The 14486-nt window shown below is 71.5% G+C and carries 11 protein-coding genes; 7 read left to right on the top strand and 4 right to left on the bottom strand.

Annotation, left to right across the window (positions count from 1 at the left end; genetic code table 11):
* Positions 1 to 35: 35 nt before the first annotated feature.
* Together ACWDCZ_RS22610 and ACWDCZ_RS22605 are read left to right on the top strand one after the other, a co-directional pair.
* Positions 36 to 1100 (top strand): isopenicillin N synthase family dioxygenase, encoded by a 1065-nt coding sequence (locus tag ACWDCZ_RS22610; RefSeq protein ID WP_449816809.1) that lies wholly within the window; start codon positions 36 to 38, stop codon positions 1098 to 1100.
* 273 nt (positions 1101 to 1373) lie between these two features.
* Positions 1374 to 2153, top strand: coding sequence for a MerR family transcriptional regulator (locus tag ACWDCZ_RS22605; RefSeq protein WP_416874986.1), 780 nt, complete (start codon positions 1374 to 1376; stop codon positions 2151 to 2153).
* Between the two features lie 78 nt (positions 2154 to 2231).
* Here the strand turns inward: ACWDCZ_RS22605 and ACWDCZ_RS22600 are convergent, their stop codons facing one another.
* The 4 genes from ACWDCZ_RS22600 to ACWDCZ_RS22585 form a co-directional block, all read right to left on the bottom strand.
* Positions 2232 to 4469: a 3-hydroxyacyl-CoA dehydrogenase NAD-binding domain-containing protein gene (locus ACWDCZ_RS22600; RefSeq protein ID WP_449816808.1), complete on the bottom strand. Its 2238-nt coding sequence runs from the start codon at positions 4467 to 4469 to the stop codon at positions 2232 to 2234.
* Positions 4470 to 4554: 85 nt separating this feature from the next.
* Positions 4555 to 5769 (bottom strand): acetyl-CoA C-acetyltransferase, encoded by a 1215-nt coding sequence (locus ACWDCZ_RS22595; RefSeq protein WP_074002249.1) that lies wholly within the window; start codon positions 5767 to 5769, stop codon positions 4555 to 4557.
* An 83-nt stretch (positions 5770 to 5852) separates the two neighbouring features.
* Positions 5853 to 6995 (bottom strand): acyl-CoA dehydrogenase family protein, encoded by a 1143-nt coding sequence (locus tag ACWDCZ_RS22590; RefSeq protein ID WP_449816807.1) that lies wholly within the window; start codon positions 6993 to 6995, stop codon positions 5853 to 5855.
* Between the two features lie 2 nt (positions 6996 to 6997).
* Positions 6998 to 8200, bottom strand: a complete 1203-nt coding sequence (locus ACWDCZ_RS22585) for a CaiB/BaiF CoA transferase family protein (protein WP_449816806.1) — start codon at positions 8198 to 8200, stop codon at positions 6998 to 7000.
* A 259-nt stretch (positions 8201 to 8459) separates the two neighbouring features.
* On the opposite strand from ACWDCZ_RS22585, the gene ACWDCZ_RS22580 reads away from it, so the two are divergent.
* The 5 genes from ACWDCZ_RS22580 (at position 8460) to ACWDCZ_RS22560 (ending at position 14445) form a co-directional block, all read left to right on the top strand.
* On the top strand, positions 8460 to 8927 hold the full coding sequence (locus ACWDCZ_RS22580) for a hypothetical protein (protein ID WP_449816805.1): 468 nt from the start codon (positions 8460 to 8462) through the stop codon (positions 8925 to 8927).
* 21 nt (positions 8928 to 8948) lie between these two features.
* On the top strand, positions 8949 to 11072 hold the full coding sequence (locus tag ACWDCZ_RS22575) for a hypothetical protein (RefSeq protein ID WP_449816804.1): 2124 nt from the start codon (positions 8949 to 8951) through the stop codon (positions 11070 to 11072).
* The gene (locus ACWDCZ_RS22570; RefSeq protein WP_449816803.1) at positions 11069 to 12142 is read left to right on the top strand and encodes a hypothetical protein; all 1074 of its coding nucleotides are present in this window, start codon (positions 11069 to 11071) and stop codon (positions 12140 to 12142) included. Before ACWDCZ_RS22575 ends, ACWDCZ_RS22570 begins: the two co-directional genes overlap by 4 nt.
* A 91-nt stretch (positions 12143 to 12233) precedes the next feature.
* On the top strand, positions 12234 to 13280 hold the full coding sequence (locus ACWDCZ_RS22565) for a hypothetical protein (RefSeq protein WP_449816802.1): 1047 nt from the start codon (positions 12234 to 12236) through the stop codon (positions 13278 to 13280).
* A gap of 91 nt (positions 13281 to 13371) precedes the next feature.
* Positions 13372 to 14445 carry a hypothetical protein gene (locus ACWDCZ_RS22560; RefSeq protein ID WP_449816801.1) on the top strand — a complete coding sequence of 358 codons (1074 nt, stop codon included), beginning with the start codon at positions 13372 to 13374 and terminating at the stop codon, positions 14443 to 14445.
* Positions 14446 to 14486: the final 41 nt, after the last annotated feature.

Genomic DNA, 14486 nt, shown 5'->3' with positions numbered 1-14486 from the left:
GGACCAGCCGGGACGAGACCCAGCGGATGTCACACATGACGCAGCAGTACACGCCCATATCCGAGACCGGCACCGGCACCGGCTCCCCCTCGGCGCAGGCCCCCTCGGCGGACGCCCTCCCGGTGATCGACCTCTCGCTCGCCGACGGCAGCCCGGACGACCGCCGCCGCCTGCACGACGAGCTCCGCGCCGCGGCCACCGGCGTCGGGTTCTTCCAGCTGGTCGGCCACGGCGTCACCCCGGAGGAGACGGCCGCGCTCGCCCGAGCCATGCGCGCCTTCTTCGCCCTCCCCGAGGCCGACCGGCTCGCCGTGAGCAACCTCAACTCCCCCCACTACCGGGGCTACACCCGCACCGGCGACGAGCGCACCGGCGGCAGCCAGGACTGGCGCGACCAGCTGGACATCGGCGCCGAGCTGCCCCCGCACGTCCCCGGCAGCGGCGAGCCCCCGTACTGGTGGCTGGAGGGGCCCAACCAGTGGCCCGAGGCCCTCCCCGAGCTGCGCACCGCCGCACTCGGCTGGATCGACCACCTCGGCGCGGTCGCCCGCCGCCTGCTGCACGAACTCCTCGCCGCGATCGGCGCCCGCCCCGACTTCTACGACGAGGCCTTCGCCGGCCACCCCCACCTGCGCCTCAAGCTGGTCCGCTACCCCGGCACCGCCCCGGACGGCGCCGGCCAGGGCGTCGGCGCCCACAAGGACTACGGCTTCATCACCCTGCTGCTGCAGGACACCGTCGGCGGCCTCCAGGTCGAGCGCGCGGACGGCACCTTCCTCGAGGTCCCGCCGGTCGACGGCGCCTTCGTCGTCAACCTCGGCGAGCTGCTGGAGGTGGCCACGGACGGTTACCTCAAGGCCACCAACCACCGCGTGGTGAGCCCGGTCGGCGCCCGCGAGCGCTTCTCGGTGCCGTTCTTCTACAACCCGCGCCTCGACGCCCACATCGAGCCGCTGGACTTCCCGCTCGCCCACCACGCCCCCGGCGCCACCGCCGACCCGGCCAACCCGCTCTTCGCCGACTTCGGCCTCAACGAGTGGAAGGGCTACACCAGGGCCCACCCCGAGGTCACCCGCCGCCACCACGCCGCCCTCGCCTGACCCTCGGGTACCGCCGCAACCCCGACGCCCCCACTCCCGACACCCCTGCCCGAAGCCGGTCCCCCGGCGGACGGCAGGGGCGTCGGCGTCAGCGCCCCCACGCGTCCGCACGCGCCCGCACGCGCCCGCACTCCCGCACACCCCCGCCGCCCGCCTGCCGCCCGCCCGCCGCCCGCCGCCCGCCGCCCGCCGCCCGCATCGGTGGACCGGCCCGCCCACCACTGTCACACTGCTGCTGTCACAGCAGGAGTGTGCCAGCGCGGGAGGCGGCGGATGGGGGAGCACGGCGGGGTGGGGGGCGGAGTGCGGCTGACGGTGGACGAGCTGGCGGCGCGGGCCGGGGTGACGGTGCGGACGGTGCGGTTCTACGGGACGAAGGGGCTGCTGCCGCCGCCGGAGCTGGGGCCGCGGCGGGTGGGTCTGTACGGGGCGGCTCACCTGGACCGGCTGGAGCTGATCGAGGAGTTGCAGCGGCAGGGCCTGACGCTGGCCGCGATCGAGCGGTACCTGGCGCGGTTGCCGGAGGACAGTACGCCGCTGGACCTGGCGATCCACCGTGCGCTGGTGGCGTCGTGGACGCCGGAGACCCCGGAGGAGGTCACCCGGGCGCAGCTGGAGCGGCGGGCCGGGCGGGGTCTGACGGAGGGGCAGGTCGAGCGGCTCGCCGCGATGGGGGCGCTGGAGCGGACGCGGGATCCGGAGGTGTTCCGGGTGGATCCCGGGCTGCTGCCGCTGGGCGTGCGGATCCTGGACGTGCCGATCCCATTGGAGACGCTGCTGGCCGCCCGGGCGGTGGTGCTGGAGCACAGCCGGGCGACGGCACGGGAGTTGCAACGGCTGTTCCGCGAGACGGTGTGGAAGCCGTACCGGGAGAGCGAGCCCGCGCCCGCCGAGCTGGCCCGGATGCGGGCGCTGACGGACCACATCCAGCCGATGGTGGCGCAGGCGCTGGTCACGGCCTTCCAGCGCTCGCTGCGGGAGGAACTGGGCGAGGAGCTGAGCCGGGAGTCGGGCCAGGAATCGAGCCTGGAGTCGGGCCTGGAACCCGGGTGAGGCCGTACGGGCCACGGCCTCACCCAGGTCCGAGCAGGTCAGCAGATCGGTAGGCCGACAGGCCAGCAGGCCGACCGGTCAGTCCGTGAAGGTCCGCCCCTCGGCCGCGACCCGCTCCAGCAGCGCCGGCGGCGCGAACCGCTCGCCGTACGCGGCGGCGAGTTCGCGGGCGCGGGCCGCGAAGCCGGCCGGGCCGCCCTCGTACCCGTTGATGTACTGGAACACGCCGCCCGTCCAGGCCGGGAAGCCGATGCCGAGGATCGAGCCCACGTTGGCGTCGGCGACCGAGGTCAGCACGCCCTCCTCCAGGCAGCGCACCGAGTCGAGCGCCTCGCTGAACAGCATCCGCTCCTTGAGGTCCTCGAACGAAACGTCATCCGGAGCACCAGCGGGAGCGCCACCCGAGGCATCCGCGGAAGCACCGGCCGGAGCACCGGCCGGAGCACCGGAGAAGTGCTCCAGCAGCCCCGGCCAGAGCCGCCCGCGCCTGCCGTCCTCGCCGTACTCGTAGAAGCCCGCCCCGCCGCTGCGCCCCGGGCGGCCGAACTCGTCGACCATCCGGTCGACCACCGCGTCCGCCGGGTGCGGTGTCCAGCTGCCGCCGACGGCCTCCACCGAGCGCCGGTACTCGTCGCGGATCTTGCGCGGCAGGGTGAGGGTCAGCTCGTCCATCAGGGAGAGCACCTTGGCGGGGTAGCCGGCCTGGGCGGCGGCCTGTTCGATGCTGGACGGGTGGATGCCCTCGCCGACCATGGCGACGCCCTCGTTGAGGAACTGGCCGATCACCCGCGAGGTGAAGAAGCCGCGGGAGTCGTTGACCACGATCGGGGTACGGTCGATCTGCCGGACCAGGTCGAAGGCGCGGGCCAGCGCCTCGTCGCCGGTGCGCGGGCCGCGGATGATCTCGACCAGGCGCATCTTGTCGACCGGCGAGAAGAAGTGCAGCCCGATGAAGTCGCCCTGGCGCTCGACGCCTTCGGCGAGCAGGCCGATCGGCAGGGTGGACGTGTTGGAGCAGAGCAGCGTGTCGGGGCCGACCACGCCCTCGATCTCCTGGAACACCTTGTGCTTGAGCTCGGTGTTCTCGAAGACCGCCTCGATCACCACGTCGCAGCCGGCCAGGTCGGCGGCCTCGGCGGTGGGGGTGATCCGGGCCAGCAGCTCGTCGCGGTCGGCCTCGGTGGAGCGCCCGCGCGCGACGGCCTTGTTCAACAGCCCCTCGGAGTAGGCCTTTCCGCGCTCGGCGGCCTCGATGCCGACGTCCTTGAGCACGACCTCGATGCCGGCCTTGGCGCAGGCGTAGGCGATGCCCGCGCCCATCATCCCGGCGCCGAGCACCGCGACCTTGCGGACCGGCCGCTTCTCGACGTGCTTCGGGCGCCCGGCGCCGGAGTTGACCGCCTGCATGTCGAAGAACAGCGCCTGGATCATGTTCTTGCTGGTCTGCCCGCAGGCCAGTTCGGTGAAGTAGCGGGCCTCGATCGTCATCGCGGTGTCGACGTCCACCTGGGCGCTCTCCACCGCGGCGGCCAGGACGTTGCGCGGGGCCGGGTAGGGCGCGCCGTTGAGCTGCTTGCGCAGGTTGGCCGGGAAGGCGGGCAGGTTGGCGGCGAAGGCCGGGGTGGCCGGGGTGCCGCCGGGGATCTTGTACCCCTTGACGTCCCAGGGCTGGACGGCGGTCGGGTTGGCCTCGATCCAGGCCTTCGCGCGGGCGGTCAACTCCTCCGGGGTGTCCACCAGTTCGTGCACCAGTCCGTGCTCCAGCGCCTGCGCCGGGCGGTACTGGCGGCCCTGGAGGAGGAACTTCAGCAGGGCGTCGGTGATGCCGAACAGCCGGACCGTACGGACCACTCCGCCGCCGCCCGGCAGCAGGCCGAGGGTGACCTCGGGCAGGCCGATCCGGCTGGCCGGGGTGTCGAGCGCGATCCGGTGGTGGCAGGCGAGGGCGAGCTCCAGGCCGCCGCCGAGCGCGCTGCCGTTGACGGCGGCGACGACCGGCTTGCCGAGGGTCTCCAGGGTGCGCAGCGCGCGCTTGATCCGCATCGACTTCTCGAAGACGGCCTCGGCGTCCTCGGGTCGGGCGGCGGAGAGCATCCGCAGGTCTCCCCCGGCGAAGAAGGTCTTCTTGCCGGAGGCGATCACCACGCCGCGCAGCGCGTCCGCGGCGGCCAGGGCGGCGAGCCGCCCGACGACGGTCTCGAAGTCGGCGGTGAAGGCCTCGTTCATGGTGTTGACGGACTGGGTGGGGTCGTCGAGGACGAGGGTGACCACGCCGTCCTGGTCCTGCTCCCAGCGGATGGTGGTGGTGTCGCTCATCAAGTTCTCCAGGTCTACCGGTCTGCAGAGGGAGGTACCACGCGCAGCGTGTCCCACGAAGGGAGGCGGCGGGCGACGCGTGGACTCAGATGCGCTCGACGATGGTGGCGATGCCCATGCCGCCGCCCACGCAGAGGGTGATCAGGCCGTACCGCAGGTCGCGCCGCTCCAGTTCGTCGACCACGGTGCCGAGCAGCATCGCGCCGGTGGCGCCGAGCGGGTGGCCGAGCGCGATCGCGCCGCCGTTGACGTTCACCTGGTCGTGGCGGAAGCCGAGTTCGCGGATGAAGCGGAGCGCGACCGCGGCGAAGGCCTCGTTGATCTCGACCAGGTCGATGTCGGCGGCGGTGAGCCCGGCCTTGGCGAGCGCCTTGCGGGTGGCCGGGGCGGGGCCGGTGAGCATGATGGTCGGCTCGGAGCCGGAGACGGCGGCGGAGACGATCCGGGCGCGCGGCCGCAGCCCGTACCGCTCGCCGACCTCGCGGTTGCCGATGGCCACCAGCGCGGCGCCGTCCACGATGCCGGAGGAGTTGCCCGCGTGGTGGACGTGGTCGATGGCCTCGACCCAGTGGTACTTCTGGAGGGCGACGGCGTCGAAGCCGCCGGCCTCGCCGATGCCGGCGAAGGACGGCTTGAGGCCGGCCAGGGTCTCGACGGTGGTGCCGGGGCGGATGAACTCGTCACGCTCCAGCACGACCAGGCCGTTGCGGTCGCGGACCGGGACGACCGAGCGGTCGAACAGGCCGTCCGCCTGGGCCTTGGCGGCGCGGGCCTGGGACTCGGCGGCGAAGGCGTCCACGTCGGTGCGGGAGAAGCCCTCGATGGTGGCGATGAGGTCGGCGCCGATGCCCTGCGGGGCGAAGTCGGTCTCGTACGCGGTCATCGGGTCGGCGAACCAGGCGCCGCCGTCGGAGGCCATCTTCACCCGGGACATCGACTCCACGCCGCCGGCCAGGACCAGGTCCTCCCAGCCGGAACGGACCTTGGCGGCGGCCAGGTTGACGGCTTCCAGGCCGGAGGCGCAGAAGCGGTTCTCCTGGACGCCGGCGACGGTGTCGGGCAGGCCGGCCGCGATGGCCGCGATCCGGGCGATGTCGGAGCCCTGGTCGCCGACCGGGCTGACCACGCCGAGCACGATGTCGTCGATCGCGGCCGGGTCCAACCCGGGGTAGCGGCCGCGCAGTTCGTGGATCAGGCCGACGACCAGGTCGATCGGCTTGGTGCCGTGCAGCGAGCCGGTGGCCTTGCCCCGGCCGCGCGGGGTGCGGATCGCGTCGTAGACGTACGCTTCGGTGGTCACGGTGGGAACGCCTTTCAGCGGGTTTTCGGGGCGGGGGGGGTGTTCGGAGCGGGGGCCCTGGGGGCTCGGAAGGGCGGAGGCGCTCAGCCGAGGATGGAGCGGCCGACGATCTCCTTCATGATCTCGGTGGTACCGCCGTAGATGGTCTGGATGCGGCCGTCGGTGAACGCCCGGGCGACCGGGAACTCGCTCATGTAGCCGTAGCCGCCGTGCAGTTGGAGGCAGCGGTCGGCGGTGCGCTTCTGCAGTTCGGTGGCCCACCACTTGGCCATCGAGGCGTCCGCCGGGGTGAGCGCCCAGCGGTTGTGCTCGGTGATGCAGCGGTCCACGAAGGCGCGGGTGATGGCGCACTCGGTGGCCAGCTCGGCGATCTCGAAGCGGACGTGCTGGAGCCTGGCGAGCGGACGGCCGAAGGCCTCGCGCTGCTTGACGTAGTCGGTGGTGATCTCGACCAGGTACTCGGCGCCGGCGATCGCCGCGGCGGCGATGGTGAGCCGCTCCTGGGCGAGGTTCTGCATCAGGTGGACGAAGCCGCCGTTGAGCTCGCCGATCAGGTTCTCCTTCGGCATCCGGACGTCCTCGAAGAACAACTCGGCGGTGTCCTGGGCCTTCTGGCCGATCTTGTCGAGGTTGCGGCCGCGCTCGAAACCGGGCGTGCCGCGCTCGACGGCCAGCAGGCTCAGCCCGTGGGCGCCGCCCTCGGGGGTGGTGCGGGCGACCACGATCACCAGGTCGGCGAGGATGCCGTTGGAGATGAAGGTCTTGGCGCCGTTGAGCAGGAAGTGGTCCCCCTGGTCGACCGCCTGGGTGCGGATGCCCTGGAGGTCGGAGCCGGTGCCGGGCTCGGTCATCGCGATCGCGGTGATCAGCTCGCCCGAGCAGAAGCCGGGCAGCCAGCGGCGCTTCTGCTCCTCGGTGGCGAGCGAGGTGAGGTACGGGCCGATGATGTCGTTGTGCAGGCCGATCGCCAGTCCGGACGCGCCGGCCCGGGCGAACTCCTCGGCCAGTACGGCGGCGTAGCGGAAGTCCGGGGTGCCGCCACCGCCGTACTCCTCGGGGACGGCCAGGCCGAGCAGGCCCTGGCGGCCGGCCGCGAGCCAGGCGGAGCGGTCGACGATGCCGGCCTTCTCCCAGCGGTCGTAGTGCGGCAGCACCTCCTTGGCCAGGAAGGCCCGCACGGTGGCCCGGAAGTCGTCGTGCTGCTCGGTGAAGATCTCGCGCTGCAACGCTACTCTCCTTGCTCTGCCGTGGAGTTGGGGAAGGTGCCGCCGGTCCCTGGGGCCGGTACGTCAGGATCGAGGGCGGGGACGCCCCAGTCGCGGGCCACCTCGGCGGTGTCCGAGCCCGGCCGGGCCGGCGGGCGGCGCAGGGCGCCCGGGGTGGCGGAGAAGCGCGGGGCGGGGGCCGGCTGGGTGACGCCGTCCGCCTCGACGTACGTCCCGCGCGCCGACAGGTGGGCGTCCGCCGATGCCTGACGCATCGTCAGGACAGGCTCCACGCAGGCGTCGGAGCCCGCGAAGACGGCCTCCCACTCGGCCCTGGTCCGGGTGGCGAAGCGGGCGGCGATCAGGGCGCGCAGTTCGGGCCAGCGGGCCGGGTCGTACTGGCCGGGCGCGTCCGGGCCCAGCTCCAGCAGCCGGGCGAACTCCGCGTAGAAGCGCGGCTCCAGCGCGCCGACGGCCAGGTGACCGCCGTCGGCCGCCCGGTACACCGCGTAGAAGGGCGCGCCGCCGTCCAGCAGGTTGACGCCCCGGCGGTCCTGCCAGTGGCCGGCCGCGAGCAGGCCCCACAGCATGGAGCCGAGGTGCGCCGCGCCGTCCACGATCGCGGCGTCGACCACCTGCCCGGCGCCGGTGGCGCGGGCGTGGTGCAGCCCGGCGAGCAGGCCGACGACCAGGTAGAGCGAGCCGCCCGCGTAGTCGCCCAGCAGGTTGGCCGGGATGCCGGGGGCCTTCTCGGCCCCGCCCGGCGCCGCCACCATCCCGAGCACCCCGGCGACCGCCGCGTACCCGAGGTCGTGCCCGGCCGTCGCCGCCCGGGGGCCGTGCTGCCCCCAGCCGGTCATCCGCCCGTACACCAGCGCCGGGTTGCGTGCCAGGCACGCCTCGGGGCCGACCCCGAGCCGCTCCGCGACGCCCGGCCGGTAGCCCTCGATCAGCAGGTCCGCCCGCTCGACCAGGTCCAGCACCCGCCCGGGGCCCTCCGGGGACTTCAGGTCGATCAGCACCGAACGCTTGTTGCGGTTGCTGAGGTCGTACGCCGGGTCCGTACCGAGCGGCGACGGCTCCGGCCGGTCCACCCGCACCACGTCCGCCCCGAGGTCCCCCAGCAGCATCGCCGCGAACGGCCCCGGCCCGATCCCGGCGAGCTCCACCACCCGCACACCCGCCAACGGCCCCCCGGCCTCCGGCGCCCTGCTCGCGTCACCCACTGGCTGCTGAACCCTTCCCGACGGGTTTGACAGTAAAGCTGTCACACTCGGGATGATAGGCAAGCGACCCGCCGGTAACAAGACCTCCACGCCCGCGCCGAGCCGCCAATTCCCCCTCGACCCAGGCCCGGTGAACCCGGCCACTCCCCGCGCCCACGGAATCACGGAGGGTGGGTCGGTGCACTGACGGAGGCTCCCTGTACGGTCGTCATGCCGCAGGGGAGCGGCCGCTTTGCCGATTGGGGAGGATTCCGCGCACATGGGTAACCCGAACTTCGTCACCGGACCGGTCGCACCGGCCAAGGACCCGATACCGGGCCCGGCGTCCACGTACGCGTCGAAGTCGCCGTACTCCAATCCGGCCCCGCCCAACGGTGTCAACCCCGTACTGATCCCGCCCGCCCTCGGCACCACCCAGCTGGACACCCCGCACGAACTCAACGCCTCGGCCGGAATAGCGCGGCAGATCGCCACCGACCTCGACAGCGCCAACGGCAAGGCCGGCCCCGGCGCGCACAGCCTCACCGAGTACGCGAGCACCGCGTCGACCAAGATCCGGGGCTTCTCCTTCGGCGGTGCCCTCACCGGCAGCACCGAACGGTGGCTGCAGCAGTGCAAGACCCTGCACGACAAGCTCGGCAGCACCGCCGCGAACCTCGACAAGACCCAACGGTTCTACGGCGACAACGAGGCCAGGACCGCCGCCGACCTCGGCGCGACCCGCTAGCCAGGAGAGGGGAAAGCACAGATGGTGTCCTTCAAGGAACTGCACGAGGCCGACTTCTCCGGGGTCAGCGACGCCGCGGAGGCCTGGGCCGGCGTGGCCAAGGCCCTCACCGCTCTGGACGGCCGGGTCACCAAGGACCTCACCAGCACCGCCCAGCGGGCCGGCTGGAAGGGAGATGCCGCCGACGCGGCGACGACGGCCATGCAGGGCATGGACGGCGACTTCAAGCAGGCCTCTGCCGTCGCCACCGCCCTCGCCGCGATCATGAAGACCGCCGCCGAGGACTTCACCGCCGCCCGGCGCGACCTCGACACGGCCATCCATGACGCGCAAACCGAGAACATGACCGTCTCCGCAGACGGCCAGGTCAACTGGACCCTGCCGAAGGAGGCTCGGAACGACACCGATGGCGAGAAGCTGGCCCAGGGGCTGAGGGCCAAGGCGGAGGCCATCGCGGCCCGGTTGACGAAGGCCGTCGAGAAGGCCGCCGCCGCAGACCAACGGGCAAGCGTCGCGCTCCAGGGCGACATCGGTACCAGCACCACGTCCTTCAACCCCACCCCCTACGGTGGCGGCCCGGTCGCCGACGCCAACCGGGCCAAGGACCTCATGGCCAAGGCCGGCAGCCTCTCCGACGACCAGCTCAAGCAGCTGCAGGCCCTCATGGCCGCCAATGCGGAGAACAAGGACTTCTCCACCACCCTGCTCAACGGCCTCAACTACGGCGGAAAGACCGGCCCCGACGCCCTGCTGGAGTACAGCAAGGTCTATGACGGCCTCGCCCACGGCAACCACAACGCCGCGGGCTACCAGGACGTCTACGCCGGGCTGTCAACCGTGCTCGCCACCGCCACCCGCGACGGCGGAATGGGCAAGGCCTGGGAGGACGGGCTGCTGGCCGCCGCCCGCCGCCCCGGGGGGTCCGCGGCGGGATACAACGACAACTACCCGGCCCTGACTGCGCTGATGGGAGCCGGCGGCAAGTACGACAAGGCGTTCCTGTCCAAGGTCGGCAATGACCTGGTCGATTTCGAGCGCAACAGCAAGGCCAAGGGCGAGGAACTCTGGGGCCCGAACTGGAACGGCCGGGCCAACCAGACCGATCCGATGGGCGGCCTGATGAATGCGTTCAGCCACAACCCCGAGGCGTCGAAGGAGTTCTTCGATCCCGGCAAGAGCAAGAACCTGGACTACCTGCTGCACGAGCGGAAGTGGCCTTTCCAAGGGGGCGAACAGAACATCCCCGCCGACTTCACCCCGTCCCGTACCGCGTTCGGCTACGCCCTGGAAGCGGCCACGACCGGTCGGGACCCGCACAGCGACCAACCGGTCGTCCGCCCGCACGACAAGGTCATGTCGCAGATCATGGACGAGACGATGAAGTCGTTCGCCGGCAACGGCCCCGGAGACAAGACGTCCCTTCCGGCCGGACTCCGCCGACCGATGGCCGACATGATCGCCGACTACTCAGCGGACGTGCACGAGATCCTCGGGAAGCAGAAGCTGCACGGACCGTCCCAACCCGATGGGCTCACCGTCACCCGTGAGCAGCTCCTGCGACTTGTCCGGGGCTCCGCCGAGGACCCGGAGTCTCTCGCCGTCATCAAGCATGCCGAGACCCAGGAGATCGCCCGCCGTCTGAACGAGTTCGACCGTGACGCTGCAATGCCTGGCCGGACAGGCCATGCGACGCCCGAACTGGAGTCCTTCGTTCACAACGCCGCCTCGGCACTCGGCGCGCTCGATGCGGTGTACGCCGACGCCGCCGTCGACCACGCGGACTCCGAGAAGGGGACCAATAACTGGCAGGCGAAGATGAACTACCACCTGCTCGGCACGCCCGTGAATTTGATTCCGGGGGTGGGCGACATCGCACAGCGCTACGTCGACATCGGAACAGCCAAATACGCCGATGCCGCCAACGCGGCAATCACTGGAAAGCTCGAAGGCAATGTGAGCTCCCATTTCTCAGCGGGACGGCAACAGTTGGACGAGATGATCACTTACAAGATGGTCATGTCAGGATACGGGTCCGACGCCCTGGACCGTGACGGCAGTGTTCCACGCCAGCTCCAGGAAAAGGCAGGAAATGCCTACAACTCCAGTGTCAACGACACCTATCGCACCGTATTCGGCAAGGCGTGAGCACCGTGGGAACCAATGGCAGGGCCGGACGCTCCGACGACACCACAGGGCTTGCCGACAGAGTCGATGTCGTGCTCGAACGGCGGGGTTTCACCACCCACGGGCTGCGGGTGCGCCTGGCGGCGGTGCTGATAGCGCTCTCCCTCGTCCCGATCGGAGCGCTGGGCTTCGCGCTCTACCGGCTGACGAACCTCGGCGGGCCGGACAGCGTGTGCGACGGGGCCGCCACGTCGGACCAAGTGCACGACCTCCTGGGCTCCGGACGAATCAGCGAGCACAGGAAGGGGTACGCGGCGGCGGAGAGCTCCCCGGGGAACAGTTGCTCTGCCTCGGTCCGCTCCGGCCTGTTCGAAACGACCGAGAAAACCGTGCGGTTCACCGTCGTCCGCAACTCCAAGGATGGCCCAGGCGTGTTGGCCGCCTCTGATGCCCGGCTGTTCTCCGGCAACCGGAGCGGTTCGGTGACGCCGGACGCGGCATGGGCAGTACTCCCCGAGGGGTGTGAGAAGGGCCTGCGCGCCGAGATCCGAACCAGCGAGACGGGTCACGACGAAGCCAGAGCCCGTCTGGCCGTGACGTTCGCGGCCGCGGCTGCCGAGGCACGCAAATGCGGGGACCGGAGACCGGCAGCGCCGGAGAACCTGTCAGCGAAGGGGGCCGAGACGGCCCCGGACTGGGCCAATCTCTGCGGCCTGCCCGGATTCGCGCCCGCGAAGAACCCCGAGGCGCAGCTCGACGTCTCTCAGCAGGCCACTACCGCGTTCGCCCCGATCTGGTCCTGCACGATCGGCAGCGGCCCGATGCACAACAGCTGGTCAAAGTACTTCGCAATCACAACCGAGCCACAGACCACCGCCCTGACCCAAAAGGACGGCAAGGAGGTGTCCGCCATCGGGCGGGCCCGTTGGGTCGCCGGCGGCACGCTCGTCGTCATCTGCCACGGCAAGGACGTCTTCTTCACTCTGAACGGCGACTACCAGACGCCTTCCATGTTCCCCGACCAGGACGATCTGGCCCGCAAGTTCCTCACAGCCGGGGGAAACGCGATCGGCTGCGAGCCGATCCTGTGACGCCTCCCGCGGGCGGCCGGGTCGCGACCGGCCGCCCGCGGCGGCAAACAGGGATCCAGTCGGTCGAGCAACACGCAGGGGGAAACACATCGTGGACAACAAGGACGACGACAGGCCTGACGGCTCCACCGCAGGCCTGGCCGGGCGCGTCGATGCGGCGCCCGGCCGACGGGGGTTCACCACCCGGCCGCTGCGGGTGCAGGCGTTGGTTGCCATGACGGGGGTGGTGGCGGTCACGGCCGGGGCGGGATTTTTTCTGGCGGACAACCTGACCAATATGTCCGGGCCGGACGTCGTGTGCGACGGCGCGGTGAGCGCGGACGAGGTGAACGACGCGCTCGGGTGGGGCAAGGTCAGCGCCACGATGTACGGCGACGGGAAGCTGGACACCCCCGGCGCGTCCTGTGCGGCGATGGTGAGCAACGGGATCTTCGGCAACGACCGGTTCGCCGTCATCGAGCTCCCCAAGGCCGGAGACCTCGCCAGGTTCAAATACGACGCGGAGTCCCAGCTGTTCGCCGCCTCGGCGAACGGAGGCGCGGCCGGCGCCGTGCACAAGTCGTCGTACGGCTTCGCACTGCTCCCGAAGGACTGCGCCAACGGGCAGCGGGCCACCGTCAAGTCCCGGTCCTCCGACGCCCGGAAGCTCGCCGGGCTCGCCACCGCGGTGGCCAACCACGTCGCGGCACAACAGGGTTGCGGCGGGGCACCGCTCCCCGCACCGCGCGAGCTCACCCCGGCGGGTGCGGACCGCCCCCTCAACCGCGACGCCGTCTGCGGCCTGCCGGGGCTGACGATGCCCGACACTCCCGGTGGCCCCGTCTATCAGGAGACCGTGACCAACGCGACCGATCCGCTGTGGGCCTGCAGGATCCACTCGGACGCGGACCTCAGGTCCGCGATCACCTTCTCCATCGGCACCGATCCGCGCCTCGTCCAGCCGTGGACCCTCGACCCCGGCCCGGCCTTCGGCCGAGCCCACTGGGTCGGGCAACACGAAGTCATGGCGACATGCCAGGGACGGCCCACCCGCTTCCGGTTCGAAGTGGACGGTTTCCGGGACCTCATCGGCAAGACGACCTGGGAACAGTTCCTCACCGCCGGTGCCAAGGCGATCGACTGCGAGCCGATCCTCTGACACCTCCCGCGGGCGGCCGGTTCGCGACCAGCCGCCCGCGGAGGCACGCGTGATTCCGGCCGACCGAGCAACACACAGGGGACAGCACATCGTGGAAACGAAGGACGACGACAAGCCCGACGGCTCCGCCACGGGCCTCGCCCGGCGCGTCGATGCGGCGCTCGACCGGCAGGGGTTCACCACGCGGGGGCTGCGGGTACGGCTGGCGGTCGTCCTCGTGGCGTTCTCCCTCGTTCCGGTAGGGGCGGCGGGGTTCGGGCTGTACCGGCTGACGAACCTCGGCGGGCCGGGCAGTGTGTGCGACGGGGCGGTCACCGCGGACCAGGTGCACCACCTGTTGGGGTCGGGGCGGATCAGTGAGAGCAAGGGTCGCTACTCCGCCACGGAGAACTACACCGGGAACACTTGCACCGCCAGGGTCACTTCCGGCCTGTTCCAGACCTCCACGGCGGTCGCGCAGTTCACCATCACCCACAACACCGATGACGGTCCGGGCGCGTTGGCCTCCTCGGACGCCCGGCTGTTCTCCGGTGACTCTGCCGGTTCGGTGACGCCGGACGTCGCATGGGCCGTACTTCCCGAGGGGTGCGAGAAGGGCGTTCGAGCCGAGGTCCGCACCAGTGAGACCGGCCAGGACGAGACCAGGGCCCGGCTGGCCGTAGCCCTCGCCAACGACGTGGCCAAGGCGCGCGGATGCGGCAACGGGGTGCCCCCGGCACCGGCGAGCCTGTCGGAGAAGGGCATCGATTCGGACCCGGACTGGGCCAACCTCTGCGGCCTGCCGGGGTTCGCACCCGCGAAGAACCCCGAGGCCCGGTGGCGCATGCCACAGCAGGTCACCACCGCCACCGCCCCGATCTGGTCCTGCACGATCGGCGGGGACCCGCGACGCGATAGCCGGGTGCAGCAGTTCGCGATCACCACCGAGCCGCAGACAACCGCCCTGGGTCGGAAGAACGGTACGGCCTCCGATCTGGGTCGGGCCCAGTGGGTGGCCGGCGGAACGCTCGTCACGAGCTGTCAGGGCAAGGACGTCTTCTTCACCGTCACCGGCGGGTACTCCTCTCAGCTTGAGAAGCGCTACCTCTTCCCCGACCAGGACGACCTGGTGCGCCAGTTCCTCACCGCCGGTGGCAAGGCGATCGGTTGTGAGCCGATCCTGTGACGCCTCCCCTCCTGCGGGCGGCCGGTTGATGACCGGCCGCC

It is taken from the genome of Kitasatospora sp. NPDC001225 (assembly GCF_053597855.1).
Note: the sequence above shows the minus strand (reverse complement) of the source record. Positions and strands in the feature narration are given on the sequence as shown.